Raw genomic sequence first — 19,169 nt, 5'->3', positions numbered from 1 at the left:
CCTCTCGATGCTCTTTACAAGCTTTTGCCGATAAATACCTGATTGCGGGATTAAAATCCACTGTACAGCGAGGCGCACGTATTTTCGGCGGTGCAGGTGTTGCCCATGCGCCGCGACAGTTTTGGGACAGGGTAGTGAGTGTAGGCGGGCAGGGAATGAGCGCTAAATATGGTGTAGTGTGCGGGCCGCGCTGGTTTAACGGGGTGTCCGCACGGGTTGGCGCGGTGGTGCTTTTCCGCTGATCAGCGCCGCATAGGGTCCGTGATCGGCGAGCATCATATCGACGACATGGCGCAACAGTTGGCGCCGTCCCCGTGCGGAATAGAACCCGCCCGGAACTTGGCTCGTCTCCAAAAGAAACTGTCGATAATCCTTATAGGCGCGGGTGTCGGGGCGCTCGGGGGCGGCGAAGAATTCGGCAAGCGGTTGATGGGAAACAAACTCGGGCTTGGCGAAGACCGCCGTTCCAAAGGTGCGCAGCGGCAATCCGCGAGCGAGCACCTGTTGGCCCGCTGTGGAGTTTACGGTGACGGCGGAGCGCGCATAGTTGAGCAGTGAGGCGAGCTTGCCACCACGTACAAAATGAACGCGTCCCTTTACGCCGAATTTTTCCGCGAGACGCTTGACCTCAGCAGTGAGATTGCGCCGTCCGTTTTCGAGTGGATGGGCCTTGAAAACGAGGTGGTGGTGTCGCGGTGCCCCTTTGGCAAAACCTTCGATCACGTCGGAGATAAACTCGGGCATGGTGGAGTAGGGTGAATGCACCTGAAAACTCGCATCATGTTCGAGTTGCAGTAGCGCGATATGGAACGGGTGTCCCGATCTGCGAATGCGGGCGGTGTGTATCCTGCGCGAGAGGCGGTGCACGGGCATCATCATCAAGCGTTTGAAATAGAGCATGAATTCGTAGGTGACGGGCAATTCCCGGTGACCGCGAAAGTGCTTGAACACGCCGTTCCGGAACATCACGAACCAATGGTAGAGTGCGCCGTAAAAGATGTGGTGGCGCATGTCGCCCCAATGGTCGGGGGCCTCGACATTGTCGTGGTCGATATTGGCCAAAGCCATACGCATATCTTCGACGGTGAGACTCATCAGTTCCGAATGACCATTGGCGCCATCGCGTTCGTAGCTGATCCAGAAGGGGCGGATATAGCCCTCCTCAAAGACATGGATGCGCAGGCCGAGTTGTTTGGCGCGGGCGACGGCCAAGGCATGTACGGGGCGCGGGTCGCCGTAAAGCACGATGTCGGTGACGCCCTTTTCCTCGACAATACGCTCAAAGCTGTCGGGCCATGCTTCGGGCGTTCCCGTGTAGGGGAGGAAGGTTTTGGTCGAAAACCAGAACGCACGATCCCCTGCGTTAAATCCAACCCGCCAGACGGTCGCTCCCGCAGAGCGTAGCATTTTGCCCAACTGCCAAAAGAACGGCCCGTGCGGGCCTTGCAGCATCAAAAAGACACGCGCCTCGGCAGAGAGCGGGGAAACGGGATCACTGTTTACATCGTTGGACATACGGAGGTGTCGCCTTTTGCGTCGGTTTTGAACGGCCTAGCGGGGCAATCGGGCCAATTTATGGCTCAGAGTTTCCCTTTAGGGGGCAGCTGTCAATAAATCCAGACGCTTCGGTATAGCAACGGACTTGCAGGGCGTCCTGTCGCAGGATACCTCTTGAGCGCGAAATGAGAGGATTGACCATGTTTACAGGCATCATCACCGACGTCGGACGCATTCTTGAGCTTGAGCAAAAGGGCGACCTGCGCGCACGGATCGGCTGTGCCTATGATGTCGACGGGATCGACATTGGTGCGTCGATTGCCTGTAACGGGGTCTGTTTGACGGTGATTGCGCTTGGCTCTGCGCCACAGGCGTGGTTCGACGTTCAGATCAGCGCGGAAAGCGTGAGCAAGACCAACATCGGGGATTGGGTCGTGGGTGCGCCGCTGAATTTGGAGCGGGCGTTGAAGCTCGGTGACGAATTGGGCGGGCATATCGTGTCGGGCCATGTCGACGGCGTGGCCACTATCGTGTCGATGAGCGACGAGGGCGAAAGCACGCGGTTCGTGTTCGAGGCTCCCGCACATCTGGCCAAGTTCATCGCCCCCAAAGGATCGGTGGCGCTCAACGGGACATCGCTGACCGTTAATGAGGTCGATGGCTGTCGTTTTGGCGTCAATATCATTCCGCACACCCAAGAGGTAACAACGTGGGGTCAGGCCAAAGAGGGCGATGTGATCAATCTGGAGATCGACACCTTGGCGCGTTACGTGGCTCGTCTGCAAGAGTTCGACAGCTAGGGGCGGCACCGTGCAAAGGGCGTTGCTCTAACAAAGCGGTGGCAAGCCTGTATCGCAGGGGCAAAGATATGCGTATGATCAATCTGGACCTGTAGAGAGACATCCTATGAGCGACGCAAACGACACCTTTTCAGCTGCCATTTCCTCCATTGAGGAAATCATCCAAGACGCCCGCAATGGTCGGATGTTCATCTTGGTGGATCATGAGGACCGCGAGAACGAAGGCGATCTGGTGATCCCTGCGCAAATGGCGACGCCTGAGGCGATTAACTTTATGGCCACTCACGGGCGCGGGTTGATCTGTTTGACGCTGACCTCGGAGCGCATCGACGCGCTCGGTCTGCCCTTGATGGCGACAAATAATTCGAGCCGCCACGAGACGGCCTTTACCACCTCTATCGAGGCCAAGGAGGGCGTATCCACGGGCATCTCCGCCCATGATCGCGCCCGTACTGTGGCGGTGGCGATTGATCCGTCCAAGACCGCCGCCGATATCGCCACGCCGGGGCATGTGTTCCCCTTGCGTGCGAAGGATGGCGGTGTGTTGGTGCGTGCAGGGCACACCGAGGCGGGCGTCGATGTCGCGCGTTTGGCGGGGCTTCAGCCCTCGTCGGTGATCTGTGAGATTATGAATGACGACGGGTCGATGGCACGCCTTCCCGAACTTGTGTCCTTCGCGCAAAAGCACAACCTCAAGATTGGGACCATTTCCGACCTGATTGCTTACCGTCGCCGTAACGACAACCTCGTAACGTGTACGACACAACGCCGCGTGACCTCTGCGTTTGGCGGGGACTGGGAGATGCAGGTCTTTACAGATGATTTGCAGGGGGCCGAACATGTGGTGTTGTCCAAAGGCGATTTGACTACGGACGCGCCTGTTCTGACACGGATGCATGCACTCAACCCGCTTGAAGATGTGCTTGGCATCGGGCGCACCTCGCGCGAGATTGAGGGGGCGATGGAGTTGATCGCCGCCGAGGGTCGCGGTGTCGTCGTGTTGTTACGCGACCTCGATATGAAGATCGCAGGGGAGGATGCGGCAAGCCCGCAAACTCTGCGTCAATACGGTTTGGGTGCGCAAATCCTTGCCGCTTTGGGCCTGAGCCAGTTGGAGCTTGTGACCAATAATCCCAAACCAAAGGTCGTGGGGCTTGAAGCCTACGGGCTATCCATTACGGGCACGCGCAAAATCGACGGAGAGGTATAATGGCCGCAAGCGAAGAGCATAACATCCTTGAGACGCCGCGTTTCACGACCCCTGTAAAGGTGCTGATCGTGGTGGCACCCTATTACAAAGATGTCACCGATCAGTTGGTCGCGGGCGCCAAGGCCGAGATCGAAGCGGCAGGGGCGGCGTGGGATCTCATCGAGGTGCCGGGGGCATTGGAAGTCCCGACCGCCATATCCATCGCGGATCGCACATCGAATTTCGATGGGTTTGTCGCTCTTGGCTGTGTCATTCGGGGCGAGACCACCCATTATGACACGGTGTGTAACGACTCCTCGCGGGCGCTTACTTTGATGGGCCTTCAGGGTCTGTGCATCGGAAACGGCATTCTTACAGTGGAAAATATGGCCCAAGCGGAAGTTCGTGCCGAAGCGTCAGGTCAGAATAAAGGGGGCGGAGCAGCCGCTGCGGCCTTGCATCTTGTCGCGCTTTCGCGCAAATGGGCGGCTCCGCGCAAAGGGGTCGGCTTTCATTCCGACGCGATCCGCATTGCGGGCGAGACTACAGGACCGACTACGGCATGAGCGATATAAAGAAGCCTTCGAAACGTGATATGAAATCCGCCGCCCGCCTTTATGCGGTGCAGGCCTTGTTTCAGATGGAAGCCTCCGACGAGACGGTCGATAAGGTCCGCCGCCAATTCTATGACCATTTCTTTGGCCTGGAAACGGCGGAAGAGGGCACTTTCATCGAGGGCGATGTGGATCACTTCCACCTGATCACCGAAACGGCGGTCAACGAGCAGGCGGCGATTGACCAGATGACCGACCGCGCTTTGGTGGCAAAATGGCCGATTGGCCGCATCGACAGCACCATGCGCGCCTTGTTTCGCGCCGCAGGTGGCGAATTGATGGCCAAGCAAACGCCGCCAAAGGTGGTGATTGTGGAGTTCGTCGACGTGGCCAAGGCGTTCTACCCTGATGGGAAAGAGTCCAAATTCGTCAATGCGGTGCTCGACCATATGGCCCGCGAGTGTCAACCGGAGGCCTTTTAGGCCGTCGGGCGACCGAGCCAAATAGGGGGCTTGAGTGTCAACCGGAGGCCTTTTGAGGCCGCAGTGCGACCAGACAGGTCAGATTAAGAGATACGTGACAGCCGCAGCCGAAAGGGTCTGCGGCTTTTGCATGTTTGCCTGCGACACATGGTGGTCTGGAAACTTGCGTGAAGAATGTTAGATTCAGAGTATAGGATCACCTTGAGAGGCACAGCTATGCCAAAACTGATCAGACTCTACATCACCCAAGTCGTCATCGGCTTTGCGATATCCGCTGCTTTCGTCGGGATGCTGTTGTATTTCAACGTCGCGAATCTGTGGCATCTGGTGACGCATTCGGATGTGGGCATTCTGGCTGTTGCGATTCTCTGGATCTCGAACGGCATTGTGTTTGCTGGTGTTCAATTCGCCATCACCGTGATGGGGATGGCGGGAAAGGACGGCGATGACACGGGAGGCAAGCGGGACGATCTGCCCGTCATGGCTGCTGATCCTGTGGCAATTCCCGTGAAGGTGTCCGAGCGCCGATAGGCGCAGCGTACAGATTTGACCTCATGACAACGGGCGCTTTTGGCGTCCGTTTTGCATTTTGCAATGGCAAAGGGGGGAGAAGGTGACGGGGGACCGCAGCAGCCGCAGCGACGCGTTGCTCCCGAAGCCTGATAAATCAGGTGGGTGCCAGGTAACATAACCAGGGTCATGACAGAGCCAGCTCCCGTACGGGTGCTTAAGGCCACCGGAGTCATGCGCCCATATGTGCGAACAGAGCAGATCCCGTCTCCCCACACTTAGGGTGCGCAGGGGCCCGCGGCAAGGGGGCAGGTCGAAATGGGTGAGATTTGTGCCTATGGCGTGATGGCTTGCATTTGTTTACGTTTTGTTCACAATGATTGCATGACGGAACCGATGCCCCAGACCGCCGATCCCTTTCTCTCCACCGCGCAAGCGGGACAGCTTTTGGCGCGTGGTGTCAGTCGCCATTTGCGCAGTCATGATTTTGTCTGTGTGGAGGAGGTGGTGCCCACACGGGGTCTGCGCGTCGATGTGATGGCACTTGGCCCCAAGGGGGAGGTTTGGATCGTCGAGTGCAAATCAAGCCGCGCCGATTTTACCTCAGATACCAAATGGCAGGGCTATCCGGAGTGGTGTGACAGGTATTTTTTCGCGGTGGATCAGGAGTTTCCTGTTGAGATTTTGCCCGATGGGACGGGACTGATCCTTGCCGACAGCTACGATGCCGAGATTGTGCGGATGCCCGATGCGCAGACGCTCGCACCTGCGCGGCGCAAAAAGATGCACATGACATTCGCCCGCACAGCGGCTCAACGATTGGCCGCGCTGCGCGACCCGCGCGGGGGCACTCTCGGTATCGGGTAGGGCGTAAAGTGTAGGCTTTACTTGATCTTACGAGCCTGGCTGGCCGCGGCGCGCAATTCTTCGGCGATTTCTTCGGCCTCTTCGGGATCGAAATCCATCGGAACTTCTATCCCGTTTGCCTCGATAAACAATCGCACCATGCCCTCTGTTGTCGGGCCGATTTGCAGGTTGGCTTCGATGTCTTGTTCGGAATTGATACCCATGAAAATGGCTCCTTTGATCACCGCATTGAAATACGCCGCCGCGCCGTGGGAGGCAAGGAAAACAGATCGCTGAACTTTTCGCGCTTCTGCCCCTTGCATTCCATTCCTGCGCGAAGTAAATCCCCCGCAGTGCCGCCTTAGCTCAGTTGGTTAGAGCGCCTGATTGTGGATCAGGAGGTCCCTGGTTCGAGACCAGGAGGTGGTACCACTTCCCCCCCACCGATATGTTTTGCGATAGTCCGCTGCTGCGCCTGTCGCACCGCCCTTAGTCGATGCGGACGGTTTGGCGTATATCGCCCGTTGCGGCGTCGTAGATAAGGATTTCGGTCTCGGTTGTGATTGCCACCCAATCGGAGCCACGGGTGAAAGCGATCGGGGCGGCCCCTTCGGGGAGGGTGATCGCGTCAGGCAGGTCAAACGAGACGGCTTTGGGGCCTGCGGTGGGGAAACGGGTGACAAACAGCACGATCAGGACTAAAAGCCCGCCAATCATTACCGCCGTGAGTACGGTCACAAGTCTGCGCAGAAACGTCAGGCGCGCGGCTTCAGCGGGATCAATGTCCACCAGTTCACCCACGGGTTTATCCATGTCATCCATCAAAATTACCTTTCAGATCGCGGAAAATCCGCCCAAGCGCCTTGATAAAGCGATTGCCCGCGATGTGCCAGCGGAAGCCGAACTGTCGCGGTCGCGACTGGCCAAGTTGATCGCAGATGGCGCGGTGGTCGTGGATGGTGTGGTGGCCCGTGATCAAAAGGCCAAGATTGCCGAGGGCGCTGCGGTGGAGATTACGGTGGACGAGGCGGTTGAGACCGAGATTGTCGCCGAAGATATCCCGCTCGACGTGGTCTTCGAGGATGCGCACCTGATCGTGATCAACAAACCCGTGGGCATGGTGGTTCATCCCGCCCCCGGTAGCCCCTCAGGGACGCTTGTGAACGCCTTGATGTATCACTGTGGTGCAAGCCTGTCGGGGATCGGCGGCGAAAAGCGTCCTGGTATCGTGCATCGCATCGACAAGGACACAAGCGGGCTGTTGGTTGTGGCCAAGAGTGACAAGGCGCATCACGGTTTGGCCAAGCAGTTTGAAAAGCACACCGTCGAGCGCAAATACATCGCGCTCGTCTACGGTGCCCCCGATGTGATGGACCCGCGTTTACGTGGCGTGAAAGGGGTGGGGTTTGAAGGCTCCAACATTTTGCGCATCTCGACCATGCTCGGGCGCTCTAAAAACGACCGTCAAAAACAGGCGGTGAGCTTTTCCGAGGGGCGTCACGCGATTACGCGGGCGCGTCCGTTGGACTTGTTCGGCACGCCGCCACAGGTCGCTTTGGTGGAGTGTTGGTTGGAAACGGGCCGCACGCACCAGATTCGTGTCCACATGGCGCACGCGGGGCACGGCCTTGTCGGGGACCAGACCTACGGTGGGCGGCGTAAGTTGTCGCATAAGGCGCTGCCCGAGGCCGCGCGTGAGGCGATTGCAGACTTTCCACGTCAGGCGCTTCATGCGGCGGTTTTGGGGTTCAAGCATCCCGTGACCTCCGAGGAGTTGCGTTTCGAGGCGCCGTTGCCCACGGATATGGCGGAATTGATCGCTCTGCTGTGAGACCATTTTGTGAGACTGTCCTCGTCGCCCGTTCCCAACGCGGGGAGTGCGCACAGTAAGCTTTGCATAAATGCAGAGTGGATCGCCTTGCATTATTGCACTTCCGCACAATATTGTGAGATCCCTCTTGAAGCGTGGCGATGCGACGGAACTTCGTTCATGCTTCGTTTAACGAGAGGCATTAGGACAGGCACTACAGTGCATGGGTCCGTTCGGCCATTGCTTTTGTATAGGAAAAATCCTTTCAAAAGAGTGAGATGGCTGCGCATATGTTAATACTTGTTACATCATGTTAATTGGTGTAACATGATAGAAAATGAAACGCGGAGAATCAAAATACATGAGCAATTACAGAAATCTGCCAGCGCCGTCGCCTGAACAGGGCCTGAATCGCTACATGCAGGAAATCCGCAAATTTCCGATGCTTGAGCATGAGGAAGAATACATGCTCGCGAAACGGTGGGTTGACCACGAGGACAGCTCTGCCGCGCACAAGCTGGTCACGTCGCACCTGCGCTTGGCCGCTAAAATCGCGATGGGCTACCGTGGTTACGGCCTGCCACAGGCGGAGGTCGTCTCCGAGGCCAACGTTGGCCTGATGCAGGCGGTCAAACGTTTTGATCCCGATAAGGGCTTTCGCCTGTCGACCTATGCGATGTGGTGGATCAGAGCCTCGATTCAGGAATATATTCTGCGGTCGTGGAGCCTTGTGAAACTCGGCACCACATCGGCGCAAAAGAAGCTGTTCTTTAACCTGCGTAAAGCCAAGTCGCGCATTGGCGCGTTGGAAGACGGCGATATGCACCCCGATAACGTGAAGCGGATCGCCACTGATCTCGGTGTGACCGAGGATGAAGTCATCTCGATGAACCGCCGCATGTCTGGCGGGGATGCCTCGTTGAACGCCACGGTGGGGGACGAGGACGGGTCTGGTCAATGGCAGGACTGGTTGGAAGACGAAAGCGCCAACACCGCCGCCGATTATGAGGCCAAGGACGAATTGGAAAGCCGCCGTGCGCTTCTCGCTCAGGCGATGGAAGTGCTCAACGAGCGCGAAAAAGACATCCTTGTGCAACGTAAATTGCAGGACAAGCCTGTGACGCTTGAGGATTTGTCGGGCAAATATGACGTTTCGCGAGAACGTATCCGTCAGATCGAAGTCCGCGCCTTTGAAAAGCTGCAACAGCGGATGAAAGAACTGGCCGTCGAAGAAGGCATGGTCGACGAGACCTAAGCCCGCGACATTCAATTTTGCAAAAGGGGTGGCCTCGTTCAAACGAGTGTCACCCCTTTTTTTATGTCTGCGGCTCGGGCAGGGTAGATTAACGGCAAAGGAGAATGACATGACACATCCCGTAAAATGGGGCGTTTTGGGCGCTGCGAAATTTGCGCGCGAGTTTATGGCCCGCGCAATCCATGAGGCAGAGGGCGCACAATTGGTCGCTCTTGCAACGTCGAGCGCAGAGAAGGCCGCTCCGTTTCAGGCGTTCTGCCCTGAATTGGAGGTCTTCACCGATTACGACGCGCTTCTGGCCAGCGACAGTATTGATGCGATTTACATTCCACTGCCCAACCATTTGCATGTCGAATGGGCGCATAAGGCCATGGACGCGGGCAAGCACGTTTTGGTTGAAAAACCGATTGCCATGACGGCGGGCGAGATCGACGGGGTGATTGCCAAACGTGATGCCACGGGGCTGCACTGTGCCGAGGCCTATATGATCGCGCACCACCCGCAATGGGCCCGCGTGCGTGCCCTCGTGACCGAGGGCGTCATAGGTGATTTGGTGCATGTGGATGTGGCATTTTCCTATAACAACGCGGCGGACACGGGGAATATTCGTAACAGAGCCGACACGGGCGGCGGGGCTGCGGGCGACATTGGCGTCTATGCCTTTGGCTGTGCGCGTTTGGTAACGGGGCAGGAGCCCGAGGCGATTACCTCGACCCGTGTGGTGCGTGAGGCAGGCGTGGATGTGACCACCGAGATCACAGCGAAATTCCCGAGCTTTGCCTATCACGGGATAATTTCCATGCGTATGGCCCCTTACCAAGAGGCGCGGTTTCATGGGAGCAAAGGCGTGATCGTCGTGAAAACCCCGTTTAACGCCCGTGTCGCAGGACAGGCAGAACTGGAAATCCGCTTGTCGGATCACACGCGGATCGAGACTTTCCCCGCCATTAACCACTATGCGCTTCAGGTGGAGAACTTCTGTCGCACGGTGCGCGAGGGGGCGGTCTATCCGTGGGATCTGGAAAACGCCAAGGGAACACAGGTCATGATCGACGCGGTTTTCGCTGCGGATCAGGGGTAATAGGGGAAACCCTACGCATTGGATCGTTTGTGAGATGTCAGGGCGCCCGCCTGTTTGACGGTTGCCCTTTCGCCTTTAGCGCCTTTCGATTGGGGTGTGGGCCTAAAACGGGTAAACTGCGCCAACTCGTTAAAGGAATCACTTATGGCCGACCCGAACGAATTTGATCACGTCATGCCCGATCTGGGCGCTGCGCCGCAGGATCACTCTGTGACCGAAGTCGAAGAGAACCTTGCCGCGCGCATCCTGTTCTCGTTTTTGATCTGGATTATGATGAGCTTTGCCTCGACCATCATCGGGTTTCTGGCGATTTTGCAGGGTATCGTGATGCTGACGTCCGGCAAGAAACCGAACAAGCGGATCGCGGGTTTCGGCACCGATATTGGTATCTGGTTCGCCAAATCAACGCGTTACATCACCGCCGACAGCGAAACAAAGCCGTGGCCGTGGACCGAGTTGGACTAGGCATTCATTCTCGCTAACGACCGCATATAGAAAAGCCCCGCTGTTACGCGGGGCTTTGTGTTTTGAGTGGCGGGTTTATTCCTTGCGGGAACCGCTTTGGGCTCCGCCCGTTCGAACCTCAATCGCTCCACTGGAGCGATGATCCCTTACGGGAACCGGTGCTCACTCCATCGCTTCCAATTGATCGATCATGCCCGAGATCATCGACAGGCCCTTGTCCCAGAATTTCGGGTCGGAGGCGTCGAGGCCAAAGGGTTTCAACAGCTCGGAATGATGCAAGGAACCGCCTGCTTTGAGCATGTCGAAATACTTGTCCTGAAACCCCTCAGGGGACTCTTGGTAAGCGGCGTAGAGTGCATTCACGAGACCATCGCCAAAGGCATAGGCATAGACGTAAAAGGGCGAGTGGACGAAGTGGGGGATATAGGCCCAGAAGGTCTCATAGCCGTCCATGAACTCGAACGCAGGTCCAAGGCTTTCGCCCTGCACCGACATCCACAGCGCGTTGATGTCGTCGGAGGTTAATTCGCCACCTTTGCGGGCCTCGTGCAGTTTGCATTCGAAATCGTAGAAGGCGATTTGGCGCACGACGGTATTGATCATGTCCTCCACCTTGCCCGCGAGCAGAATTTTGCGCTCCGCATCAGTTTTGGCGTCCGCGAGCAGCTTTTGGAATGTCAGCATCTCACCAAAGACAGAGGCGGTTTCGGCCAGTGTCAGCGGCGTGGAGGAGAGCATTTCGCCCTGTTCGGCGGCGAGAACCTGATGGACGCCGTGGCCCAATTCATGGGCGAGGGTCATCACGTCGCGCTGTTTGCCGAGGTAGTTGAGCATCACATAGGGGTGGGCATCTGTAACCGTTGGGTGGGCAAAAGCCCCTGGCGCTTTGCCAGGTTTTACACCCGCGTCGATCCAGCCTTTGTCGAAAAACGGCTCCGCGATGTCCGCCATTTTGGGATCAAAGCCTGCATAGGCCTCCATCACCGTCTTGCGGGCGTCATCCCAATGGATGGTGCGTTTTTCTTCCATCGGCAGGGGCGCATTGCGGTCCCAGACTTGGAGCTTGTCGAGACCGAGCCAGCCGCGTTTCAATTCGTAATAGCGGTGTGACAGCTTGGGATAGGCTGCGACCACGGCATTGCGCAGCGCCTCGACCACTTCAGGCTCCACATCGTTGGACAGGTGGCGACCCGTCTGCGGTGTGGGCATTCCGCGCCATTTGTCCTCGATCTCGCCCATCTTGGCCAAAGTGTTGTGAACGCGTGTGAAAATCTTGATATTGAGGCCAAGAACGCGGGCGATTTCGCGGGCGGCCGCTTCGCGTGTGTCGCGGTCTTGTTCGGACAACAGCGTGGAGACGGCCTCTAGCCCCATGTCCTCGTCATTCACTGTAAACGTCAGATCGGCCACGGTCTCGTCGAACAGTTTGTTCCACGCCGAGGCCCCCACAATGGACATGTCGTGCTCGTAGCGTTCCAATTCGTCGGAGAGCTGATAGGGGCGCATTTTGCGCATCCGTTCGAACACGGGGCGGTAACGGGCAAGACCGTCATGAGCCAACATCGCTTCAAGCGTCTCGTCGGGGATACGGTTCACTTCGAGGGAGAAAAACACCAAGGGCGCGGTGTATGTGGTCAGCTTGTCCTGAATGTCGGAGAAGAATTTGACCCGCTCGCCATCGGTGGTGTTTTGGTAGTAGAGCAGCCCTGCAAAAGAGCCCAAACGGCCTGCCACTTGGGAAATACGTTCGTTGCGGGTGATGCACTCAAACATGCCTGCGCCGTCGAGATCGGCCAGTTTGCCCTCATAGTCGGCGGCAAACGAGGCACAGGCCTCTTCGACCCAATCGAGATCACGTTTGACCTCAGGCGCATCGGGTGCGGGATAGAGATCGGTCAGGTCCCAGTCGGGAAGGTCGCCGAACTCCTTATCGCTTGCACCTGTGGCGTTGGCGTCAAAAACGGGTTCGGGAAGGGTGAATTGCATCTGCGATCTCCATAAAGTCGTGTCAGTAAGACACATAAGGAGTGCGCGCGTGGATGCAAAGGGTCAGCCGCGATGTGCGTCGAACAAGGCGGCAGATTTTCCATAAAACTGCGCACGTGTTTCTGGTGTTTCCATGGGAATCTCGTGACGCGCTCCGGCAACCTCGACCAATTCGCAACGTGGCCACTGGGTCACGCGGCGGCGCACGGCGTCGGTGTGGACGATCTTTTCATCCGTGCCGAGAAAGCAGAGCGCAGGCACGTCGGGGGAGGGCAGCCCTGCGACCTCTTCGTTTTCGCGCAGCGATTCTTGCACCCAATGCACTGAGGGGCCGCCCAAGGCCAGATCGGGATATTCCGTCACCTGACGCGCCATGTAGTCATACATCTCGCGGTTGGAGGTGAGTGTGTTTCCCTCGAAGGATTTCCACAGCATGTAGGGTTGTTCGCGGGTGCCTATCGCGATTCTGCCCGATTTGCCAATCGCACTGAACATTGGCCCAAGCACGCGGATCATAGCGCGTTGCAGGAGATTGAGGCCAATGCCCCACATCGGTGCGGAAAAGGTGGCCGCTTTGAACGGATGGGCGTCTCCCATGAGGGCGCGTAATCCAATCGCGCCGCCCATCGAGTGTCCCATTAGGAAATAGGGCTTGGGAAGCGCCAAGGCGTCTGCCATCGCGATCACTGCGTCGAGGTCTTTTTGATAGTCGGCAAACTGCGTCACATGGCCGATGTTGCGGTTGGGCAGGAGACGGTCCGCGATCCCCTGTCCGCGCCAGTCGATAGCGAGTGAGGCGTAGCCAAGGGCGGCAAAGTCGCTTGCGCCGCGCCCGTATTTTTCAACGCATTCTGTCCGTCCCGGAAGGATAAATACCGTGCCTTTTGCATCGCTACTGGCCAAGGGCCAAACGCCTGCGCGAATACGAACCCCGTCGGAGGCTGTCAGCCAATAGGCTTTCCCCGTTTCGGGGCCGTCAGCGACATCGGCAAAAAAGGGCGCGTTTTCCATGTGAAATCTCACTTCAAAAACTAAACAATGAACTCAAGCACATAAGACCTGATGATAAAATAAAAATGTTGTCTCGGCGCAAAATATGACCCGCGCCGAGATGGTTTTCGTCGCGAAGCGCTTAGGCCAGAGCGGCACCAAGCTGCATTGCCAAGCCCATGTCGCCGTCGACAGACAGGCTACCGCCCATGAAAGCGGCGGTGGGGTTGACGGAGCCGTCGAGCATTCCTTTGAACGTGTCCACATCGGCGGTCAGCGTGACATCCGCGTCGTCGTCTGCGGCGCGGGCGCCGTCACCGTCGATGACGATTGCGCCTTCGCCCTCGATGACGAATTTCGCGGTGCCTGCTGCAAAACCGCCGTCGATTTTGGTGTTCAGGGCTTCTACGGCTGTGGTGATGACGTCGCTCATGGGGAATTCCTCCGATTGTGATGACCATTTGTGTGACGAGGCATTGCCCCTGATGGTCAGAAAGCTACAGTTAGAAATGTTATGATCTGGTTTCGCAAAATTCTCAAACGTGCCGTTGCGTCGGCACTTGTCTCGGCGGCTCTTTGCGCAGCCACACCCGCTATGGCGGTGGACGGGGCGCGTCTCAATGAGTTGTTTGAGCGATTGTCCGAGGCCAATAGGGGCGAAGCCTTTCAAATCGAAGATGAAATCGCGTTGGAACTGGCGCGTTCTGGTTCGGATGCAATGGATTTTCTGTTGGAGCGCGGCCGAGAGGCACTTGCTCAGGGGGATTTCAAAGCGGCCATTGACCATTTCACCGCGCTTATAGACCACGCGCCCGATTTCGCGGAAGGCTACAACGGACGTGCCACGGCCTATTACATGGCGGGGCTCTATGGTCCGTCGTTGCATGATATCGGCAAGGTGTTGACCTTTGAGCCGCGTCATTTCGGCGCGCTGTCGGGCTTGGCGCTTATTTTGGAAGAAACGGATGCGGCCCCGAAGGCGCTTGAAGTCCTCTATACAATCCGTTCGATACATCCACACATGGAAGGGCTTTCGGATCGTATTGCCCGACTTGAATTGCAACTTGAGGGCACAGCCCTGTAAAACGCGTGGCGCGGATCATCGCGCAATATCAATCCCCGCAAAGGCGAAGAGCAATGAGCAGTGCTTTGGGCACAGGCGGTCAGATTACCGCTGTTTTAGGCCCGACAAATACAGGTAAGACCCACTATGCCATTGAGCGGATGTTGGGCTATCGCACGGGTGTCATCGGCTTGCCGCTGCGCCTACTGGCCCGCGAGGTCTATGACCGGATCGTGGCCGCGCGTGGCCCGTCCGTTGTGGCGCTGATCACGGGGGAGGAGCGCATCGTGCCGCCGCGCGCCCAGTATTGGGTCTGCACGGTCGAGGCGATGCCCGCAGCGATGGGCGCGGATTTCCTCGCCGTCGATGAAATCCAACTGTGCGCCGACCCCGAGCGCGGTCATATCTTTACCGACCGGCTTTTGAATGCGCGGGGCACCCATGAGACACTGTTTATGGGCGCGGATACCATGCGGTCGGTGATCCAGCATCTGATTCCCAAAGCGCAATTCATGCACCGCGACCGATTTTCCAAATTGACTTACGCAGGTTCGAAAAAGGTAAGTCGAATGCCGTCTCGTTCGGCAATCGTGGGGTTTTCTGTTGATAATGTCTATGCGATGGCCGAACTGCTGCGCCGCCAAAAGGGGGGAGCGGCGGTTGTGATGGGCGCGCTGAGCCCGCGCACACGCAACGCGCAGGTGGAGCTTTATCAGAACGGCGACGTTGATTATCTCGTGGCCACGGATGCCATCGGCATGGGGCTGAATCTGGATGTGGGTCACGTTGCCTTTTCGTCGGTTGTCAAATTCGACGGGCGGCGGATGCGCCATTTGGCGCCTACCGAGTTGGGACAGATCGCAGGCCGCGCGGGACGGTATATGACCGACGGCACATTCGGGGTGACGGGGGAGGCCGAGGCGCTTGATGCCGAGATGATCGAGGCGATTGAGGAGCATCGCTTTGCGCCGATCAAAAAGCTGTTGTGGCGCAATGATCGCCTTGAGTTCGGCTCGGTGCAGGCGCTTATCGCCTCGCTTGAGGCATCGCCCAAGGATCAGGCCCTGATCAAAGCGCCACAAGCGGATGACCTGATGGCGTTCAAAACCATCTCGGCGCTGCAAACGGTGCGCCCGCGTCTCAAAACCGCGCGTGATTTGCGTCTGATGTGGGATGTGTGTCGCGTGCCGGATTTTCGCGGAATCGGCAAAGGCGAGCATACATCGCTTCTTGAGCAGATTTTCGGGTTCTTGCATGAATTCGGTCGGGTGCCTGATGACTGGTTTGCGCAGAAAATCAAACGGATCAACCGAACGGACGGCGACATTGATGCCCTCTCTAAAAGACTGGCATATATCCGCACATGGACATATGTTGCGCAGCGCGAGGGCTGGGTTGATGATAATATTCATTGGCGTGAGGAAACCCGCGCGGTAGAAGACAGACTGTCAGATGCGTTACACGGTGCATTGACGCAGAGATTTGTTGACCGGCGGACGAGTGTGCTCCTTCGGCGGTTGAAGCAGAAGGAGGGCCTTGTGGCCGACGTAAACGACAAAGGTGAAGTGACGGTTGAGGGTGAACTCATTGGCCGTCTCGAAGGGTTCCGCTTTATTCAGGATAAGGCGTCTAGCCCCGATGAAGCCAAAACACTGACGCAAGCCGCGACTGCGGCTCTTGCGCCAGAATTTAATTTGCGCTCCGACCGCTTCTATAACGCGCCCGACACGGAGATGGATTTCACCGAGCAAGGTGGTCTGATGTGGGGCGAGTATGCCGTGGGCAAACTGGTGGCGGGCGATGATGCGCTCAAGCCGCAGGTTACGGCCTTCGTGGATGATGCCGCAGGCGCGGATGTGGCCGAAAAGGTCAAACGCCGTTTGCAGCACTTCATTGATCGCAAGATTGCAACGCTGTTCGAGCCGCTGTTGGCGATGTCGAAAGACGAGACGCTGACGGGGCTGGCTCGCGGTTTTGCTTTTCGACTGGTCGAAAACCTTGGCGTCATTCCACGTCAGGCAGTGGCCGCCGAGGTCAAGGAACTGGACCAAGAGGCCCGTGGCGCGTTGCGCAAACACGGCGTGCGCTTTGGTCAGTTCACGATCTTTATGCCCGCTATTTTGAAGCCCGCGCCGACGCGTTTGCGTCTGTTGCTCTGGGCGCTCAATGCGAAACTCGACGAATTCCCCGATAGCCCCCCTCCGGGTTTGGTGACAATCCCCGCGCTCAAAGATGCGCCAGAGGGTTATTACGATATGTCGGGCTACCGTCTGGCGGGCGAGCGCGCGATTCGGATCGACATGTTGGAACGTCTGGCAGACTTGCTGCGCTCCGAGGATAGCCGTGGCGGGTTTGAAGCAAATCCCGATATGCTGTCGATCACAGGGATGACCTTGGAGCAATTCGCCAACCTCATGGATGGCTTGGGCTACAAAGCTGTAAAAGGCGAGCGGGCAAAGGTCAAAGCGGCGGATCGTGTTGTTGCGGCTGAGGCTGCGACCACACCTGTTGAGGCACCCGCTGACGGGGAAGTTCCTGCGGAAACAGCCCCTGAAGCTGAAGCTCCTAGCGAGACGCCTGCCGAGGCTCCTGTGGCCGAGGTCGCTGAAAGTGAAACACCCGTCGGTGAGGCCGCTGATGCGGCTGTGGCTGAGGCCGAGATGGAGGTGTTCTACACCTTCACTTGGGGTGGAAACCGTGGCGGCAACCGTCGTCAGGGTGGACAGGGCGCACGCGGACAAGCCAAGCAAGGCGGAAAACCCGCAGGCAAAGGGGGCCCGCGTCGCGATGGCAAGGGCGCACGCGGGAAAGGCAAAGGGGGCGACACCAAGCCGCAGAACTTCTCTGCGCGTCCCCCACGCAAGGAAAAACCGATTGATCCCGACAACCCGTTCGCCGCCGCGCTGATGGGCCTCAAGGACAAAACGTAAGATCGCAATGCAGGAAAAGCGGGAGACAATCCGTCTCGACAAGTGGCTGTGGTTCGCCCGCTTTTTCAAAACCCGTGCCTTGGCGACAAAGGCGGTGACAAGCGGGCATGTGCGGCTCAACACCGTCAAAACCCTCAAGAAAAGCACCTTGGTCGGGCAGGGCGATGTCCTGACTTTTTTGCAGGGCGACACCATTCGTGTCGTCGAGATTGCGGGACTCGGCACACGGCGTGGCCCCGCGCCAGAGGCGCAAACGCTCTACATCGACAACACTCCGGCCAAAGATCCGCGGGACTACGTTCCGCCATCGCCCAAATTTGAGGGAAAAGGACGTCCGACTAAGAAAGATCGTCGCACTGGCCTTCTTTCCCGCCGTGATATGCTTGATTGATTGGCAAAGCAGCGGTAGCTAGGGCGCATGCATTGATGAGGGACTAAAGACCCATGACCTACGTTGTCATCGAAAACTGTATCGCCTGTAAATACACCGACTGTGTCGAGGTGTGCCCCGTGGATTGTTTCTACGAGGGGGAAAACATGCTGGTGATCCATCCGGACGAGTGCATTGACTGCGGCGTATGCGAACCCGAATGCCCCGCCGATGCCATTCGTCCCGATACCGAGCCGGATATGGAAAAGTGGGTTGAGTTCAACCGCAAGTATTCCGAAGCGTGGCCCGTGATCCTGTCCAAGAAAGACCCATTGCCCGGGTATGAGGAAAAGGACGGCGAGCCTGGCAAGATGGAGAAGTATTTCTCCGAAGCGCCTGGCGAAGGCGACGAATAGGGCGAATCACTCGCTCGACTATGGCAAGGAACGCGGCGTGATTTCGCCGCGTTTTGTTCATTTTTGACCATATTTCATTAGGATACCCCGTGATTTGCGCTCGCGTCACTTTTTTCGGGGGCATTTTTGTGGTATGGTGTCTCAACCACTTTAGGGCATATCATTCCCAAACCCCTTACGCGAAGCGTGATCGGGGCTTGGGTTTTTCGCGCCAAATTCCCGTGTAAACGGGTAGGGGATGACAGGGGCGACCGCATCGTTTCGCGGTTGTGTTTGGCACATGTGTGTAAAGCTGATGTGACACTGAGGCGGGCCGTTTAGCTTATGCAAGGACAGAGCTGCCAATGAGCAAGTCTAAGAAACTCGATTTTAGCCCGAACGATTTCGTTGTGTACCCTTCACATGGTGTGGGGAAGGTCGTTTCGATCGAAGAGCAGGAAATTGCGGGTATGAACCTGGAACTGTTTGTCATCTCGTTCGAGAAGGACAAGATGACTCTGCGCGTTCCGACCAATAAGGCTATCGAAGTGGGCATGCGCTCGCTCTCGTCGCCTGATGTGGTGAACCAAGCCATGAAAACCCTCAAGGGTAAGGCCAAAGTCAAACGCGCGATGTGGTCGCGTCGTGCGCAGGAGTATGAGCAAAAGATTAACTCCGGTGATCTGATTGCCATCGCAGAGGTCGTGCGCGACCTGCACCGTGCGGACGATCAGCGTGAGCAATCCTATTCCGAGCGTCAGCTTTATGAAGCGGCTCTTGACCGGTTGACCCGCGAAGTTGCGGCTGTTTCCGGTGACGAAGAGATGGATGCGCAAAAGCAGATCAACGATGTGTTGATCAGCCGCGCCCCACCACCCGCAGCCGCGTAAGCGGTCTGACGGATCACAGTTTGGATGCCGCCGTGAGGGAGACCTTGCGGCGGTTT

The 19,169-nt window shown here is 57.5% G+C and carries 21 protein-coding genes and 1 tRNA gene; 16 read left to right on the top strand and 6 right to left on the bottom strand.

The window, feature by feature from the left end; translation table 11 throughout:
- Positions 1 to 195 precede the first annotated feature (195 nt).
- Positions 196 to 1,515, bottom strand: coding sequence for a capsule biosynthesis protein (locus ACN0TS_RS02610; RefSeq protein WP_417257750.1), 1,320 nt, complete (start codon positions 1,513 to 1,515; stop codon positions 196 to 198).
- 182 nt (positions 1,516 to 1,697) lie between these two features.
- Here ACN0TS_RS02610 and ACN0TS_RS02605 point away from each other — a divergent pair, with 182 nt between their 5' ends.
- The 6 genes from ACN0TS_RS02605 (at position 1,698) to ACN0TS_RS02580 (ending at position 5,899) form a co-directional block, all read left to right on the top strand.
- On the top strand, positions 1,698 to 2,297 hold the full coding sequence (locus tag ACN0TS_RS02605) for a riboflavin synthase (RefSeq protein WP_417257749.1): 600 nt from the start codon (positions 1,698 to 1,700) through the stop codon (positions 2,295 to 2,297).
- 106 nt (positions 2,298 to 2,403) lie between these two features.
- Positions 2,404 to 3,507 (top strand): 3,4-dihydroxy-2-butanone-4-phosphate synthase, encoded by a 1,104-nt coding sequence (gene ribB / locus ACN0TS_RS02600; protein ID WP_417257748.1) that lies wholly within the window; start codon positions 2,404 to 2,406, stop codon positions 3,505 to 3,507.
- Positions 3,507 to 4,052, top strand: coding sequence for a 6,7-dimethyl-8-ribityllumazine synthase (locus ACN0TS_RS02595; protein WP_417257747.1), 546 nt, complete (start codon positions 3,507 to 3,509; stop codon positions 4,050 to 4,052). Before ribB ends, ACN0TS_RS02595 begins: the two co-directional genes overlap by 1 nt.
- Complete coding sequence (gene nusB, locus ACN0TS_RS02590; RefSeq protein WP_417257746.1) at positions 4,049 to 4,522, top strand: transcription antitermination factor NusB; 474 nt, start codon at positions 4,049 to 4,051, stop codon at positions 4,520 to 4,522. Before ACN0TS_RS02595 ends, nusB begins: the two co-directional genes overlap by 4 nt.
- A gap of 216 nt (positions 4,523 to 4,738) precedes the next feature.
- Positions 4,739 to 5,053, top strand: coding sequence for a hypothetical protein (locus ACN0TS_RS02585; protein ID WP_417257745.1), 315 nt, complete (start codon positions 4,739 to 4,741; stop codon positions 5,051 to 5,053).
- Between the two features lie 375 nt (positions 5,054 to 5,428).
- Positions 5,429 to 5,899: an MmcB family DNA repair protein gene (locus tag ACN0TS_RS02580; protein ID WP_417257744.1), complete on the top strand. Its 471-nt coding sequence runs from the start codon at positions 5,429 to 5,431 to the stop codon at positions 5,897 to 5,899.
- Between the two features lie 17 nt (positions 5,900 to 5,916).
- On the opposite strand, the gene ACN0TS_RS02575 is transcribed toward ACN0TS_RS02580, so the two are convergent.
- Entirely contained in the window at positions 5,917 to 6,102 is a 186-nt protein-coding gene (locus ACN0TS_RS02575; RefSeq protein ID WP_417257743.1) for a DUF6324 family protein, read from the bottom strand.
- Positions 6,103 to 6,233: 131 nt separating this feature from the next.
- On the opposite strand from ACN0TS_RS02575, the gene ACN0TS_RS02570 reads away from it, so the two are divergent.
- Positions 6,234 to 6,310, top strand: a tRNA-His gene (locus ACN0TS_RS02570).
- A 57-nt stretch (positions 6,311 to 6,367) separates the two neighbouring features.
- On the opposite strand, the gene ACN0TS_RS02565 is transcribed toward ACN0TS_RS02570, so the two are convergent.
- Positions 6,368 to 6,700, bottom strand: coding sequence for a DUF6476 family protein (locus ACN0TS_RS02565; protein WP_417257742.1), 333 nt, complete (start codon positions 6,698 to 6,700; stop codon positions 6,368 to 6,370).
- Here ACN0TS_RS02565 and ACN0TS_RS02560 point away from each other — a divergent pair.
- The 4 genes from ACN0TS_RS02560 (at position 6,690) to ACN0TS_RS02545 (ending at position 10,489) form a co-directional block, all read left to right on the top strand.
- The gene (locus tag ACN0TS_RS02560) at positions 6,690 to 7,709 is read left to right on the top strand and encodes an RluA family pseudouridine synthase (RefSeq protein ID WP_417257741.1); all 1,020 of its coding nucleotides are present in this window, start codon (positions 6,690 to 6,692) and stop codon (positions 7,707 to 7,709) included. The genes ACN0TS_RS02565 and ACN0TS_RS02560 overlap by 11 nt on opposite strands.
- A 340-nt stretch (positions 7,710 to 8,049) precedes the next feature.
- Positions 8,050 to 8,943 carry an RNA polymerase sigma factor RpoH gene (gene rpoH, locus ACN0TS_RS02555; RefSeq protein ID WP_417257740.1) on the top strand — a complete coding sequence of 298 codons (894 nt, stop codon included), beginning with the start codon at positions 8,050 to 8,052 and terminating at the stop codon, positions 8,941 to 8,943.
- Between the two features lie 109 nt (positions 8,944 to 9,052).
- Positions 9,053 to 10,024: a Gfo/Idh/MocA family protein gene (locus ACN0TS_RS02550; protein ID WP_417257739.1), complete on the top strand. Its 972-nt coding sequence runs from the start codon at positions 9,053 to 9,055 to the stop codon at positions 10,022 to 10,024.
- Positions 10,025 to 10,168: 144 nt separating this feature from the next.
- Entirely contained in the window at positions 10,169 to 10,489 is a 321-nt protein-coding gene (locus ACN0TS_RS02545; RefSeq protein WP_417257738.1) for a DUF4389 domain-containing protein, read from the top strand.
- 162 nt (positions 10,490 to 10,651) lie between these two features.
- Here ACN0TS_RS02545 and ACN0TS_RS02540 read toward each other — a convergent pair whose 3' ends face one another.
- From ACN0TS_RS02540 to ACN0TS_RS02530, 3 genes are all read right to left on the bottom strand, one after another.
- Positions 10,652 to 12,475: a M3 family oligoendopeptidase gene (locus ACN0TS_RS02540; RefSeq protein ID WP_417257737.1), complete on the bottom strand. Its 1,824-nt coding sequence runs from the start codon at positions 12,473 to 12,475 to the stop codon at positions 10,652 to 10,654.
- 63 nt (positions 12,476 to 12,538) lie between these two features.
- Entirely contained in the window at positions 12,539 to 13,486 is a 948-nt protein-coding gene (locus ACN0TS_RS02535; protein WP_417257736.1) for an alpha/beta fold hydrolase, read from the bottom strand.
- Positions 13,487 to 13,607: 121 nt separating this feature from the next.
- Positions 13,608 to 13,898 (bottom strand): SCP2 sterol-binding domain-containing protein, encoded by a 291-nt coding sequence (locus ACN0TS_RS02530; RefSeq protein WP_417257735.1) that lies wholly within the window; start codon positions 13,896 to 13,898, stop codon positions 13,608 to 13,610.
- 81 nt (positions 13,899 to 13,979) lie between these two features.
- On the opposite strand from ACN0TS_RS02530, the gene ACN0TS_RS02525 reads away from it, so the two are divergent.
- The 5 genes from ACN0TS_RS02525 (at position 13,980) to ACN0TS_RS02505 (ending at position 19,113) form a co-directional block, all read left to right on the top strand.
- The gene (locus tag ACN0TS_RS02525; protein ID WP_417257734.1) at positions 13,980 to 14,549 is read left to right on the top strand and encodes a tetratricopeptide repeat protein; all 570 of its coding nucleotides are present in this window, start codon (positions 13,980 to 13,982) and stop codon (positions 14,547 to 14,549) included.
- A 53-nt stretch (positions 14,550 to 14,602) separates the two neighbouring features.
- A complete protein-coding gene (locus ACN0TS_RS02520; RefSeq protein ID WP_417257733.1) occupies positions 14,603 to 17,458 on the top strand; it encodes a helicase-related protein in 2,856 nt (951 codons plus the stop codon).
- Positions 17,459 to 17,465: 7 nt separating this feature from the next.
- Positions 17,466 to 17,849: an RNA-binding S4 domain-containing protein gene (locus ACN0TS_RS02515; RefSeq protein WP_417257732.1), complete on the top strand. Its 384-nt coding sequence runs from the start codon at positions 17,466 to 17,468 to the stop codon at positions 17,847 to 17,849.
- Between the two features lie 53 nt (positions 17,850 to 17,902).
- Entirely contained in the window at positions 17,903 to 18,244 is a 342-nt protein-coding gene (gene fdxA / locus ACN0TS_RS02510; RefSeq protein WP_417257731.1) for a ferredoxin FdxA, read from the top strand.
- A 344-nt stretch (positions 18,245 to 18,588) separates the two neighbouring features.
- Positions 18,589 to 19,113, top strand: coding sequence for a CarD family transcriptional regulator (locus ACN0TS_RS02505; protein WP_417257730.1), 525 nt, complete (start codon positions 18,589 to 18,591; stop codon positions 19,111 to 19,113).
- The last annotated feature ends 56 nt before the right edge of the window (positions 19,114 to 19,169 follow it).

This window comes from Celeribacter sp., from assembly GCF_048266405.1.
Taxonomy (GTDB): Bacteria; Pseudomonadota; Alphaproteobacteria; order Rhodobacterales; family Rhodobacteraceae; genus Celeribacter.
This window is presented reverse-complemented; position numbering and strand designations above follow the sequence as displayed.

Coding starts and splice junctions, on each gene's coding strand:
- ACN0TS_RS02575 (WP_417257743.1), bottom strand. CDS start 6,102: ATGGGTATCAATTCCGAACAAGACATCGAAGCCAACCTGCAAATCGGC.
- ACN0TS_RS02530 (WP_417257735.1), bottom strand. CDS start 13,898: ATGAGCGACGTCATCACCACAGCCGTAGAAGCCCTGAACACCAAAATC.
- ACN0TS_RS02505 (WP_417257730.1), top strand. CDS start 18,589: ATGAGCAAGTCTAAGAAACTCGATTTTAGCCCGAACGATTTCGTTGTG.
- fdxA (WP_417257731.1), top strand. CDS start 17,903: ATGACCTACGTTGTCATCGAAAACTGTATCGCCTGTAAATACACCGAC.
- ACN0TS_RS02515 (WP_417257732.1), top strand. CDS start 17,466: ATGCAGGAAAAGCGGGAGACAATCCGTCTCGACAAGTGGCTGTGGTTC.
- ACN0TS_RS02565 (WP_417257742.1), bottom strand. CDS start 6,700: ATGGATGACATGGATAAACCCGTGGGTGAACTGGTGGACATTGATCCC.
- ACN0TS_RS02595 (WP_417257747.1), top strand. CDS start 3,507: ATGGCCGCAAGCGAAGAGCATAACATCCTTGAGACGCCGCGTTTCACG.
- ACN0TS_RS02585 (WP_417257745.1), top strand. CDS start 4,739: ATGCCAAAACTGATCAGACTCTACATCACCCAAGTCGTCATCGGCTTT.
- ACN0TS_RS02605 (WP_417257749.1), top strand. CDS start 1,698: ATGTTTACAGGCATCATCACCGACGTCGGACGCATTCTTGAGCTTGAG.
- ACN0TS_RS02550 (WP_417257739.1), top strand. CDS start 9,053: ATGACACATCCCGTAAAATGGGGCGTTTTGGGCGCTGCGAAATTTGCG.
- ACN0TS_RS02535 (WP_417257736.1), bottom strand. CDS start 13,486: ATGGAAAACGCGCCCTTTTTTGCCGATGTCGCTGACGGCCCCGAAACG.
- ACN0TS_RS02560 (WP_417257741.1), top strand. CDS start 6,690: ATGTCATCCATCAAAATTACCTTTCAGATCGCGGAAAATCCGCCCAAG.
- ACN0TS_RS02610 (WP_417257750.1), bottom strand. CDS start 1,515: ATGTCCAACGATGTAAACAGTGATCCCGTTTCCCCGCTCTCTGCCGAG.
- ACN0TS_RS02580 (WP_417257744.1), top strand. CDS start 5,429: ATGCCCCAGACCGCCGATCCCTTTCTCTCCACCGCGCAAGCGGGACAG.
- ACN0TS_RS02520 (WP_417257733.1), top strand. CDS start 14,603: ATGAGCAGTGCTTTGGGCACAGGCGGTCAGATTACCGCTGTTTTAGGC.
- ACN0TS_RS02525 (WP_417257734.1), top strand. CDS start 13,980: ATGATCTGGTTTCGCAAAATTCTCAAACGTGCCGTTGCGTCGGCACTT.
- ribB (WP_417257748.1), top strand. CDS start 2,404: ATGAGCGACGCAAACGACACCTTTTCAGCTGCCATTTCCTCCATTGAG.
- ACN0TS_RS02540 (WP_417257737.1), bottom strand. CDS start 12,475: ATGCAATTCACCCTTCCCGAACCCGTTTTTGACGCCAACGCCACAGGT.
- rpoH (WP_417257740.1), top strand. CDS start 8,050: ATGAGCAATTACAGAAATCTGCCAGCGCCGTCGCCTGAACAGGGCCTG.
- nusB (WP_417257746.1), top strand. CDS start 4,049: ATGAGCGATATAAAGAAGCCTTCGAAACGTGATATGAAATCCGCCGCC.
- ACN0TS_RS02545 (WP_417257738.1), top strand. CDS start 10,169: ATGGCCGACCCGAACGAATTTGATCACGTCATGCCCGATCTGGGCGCT.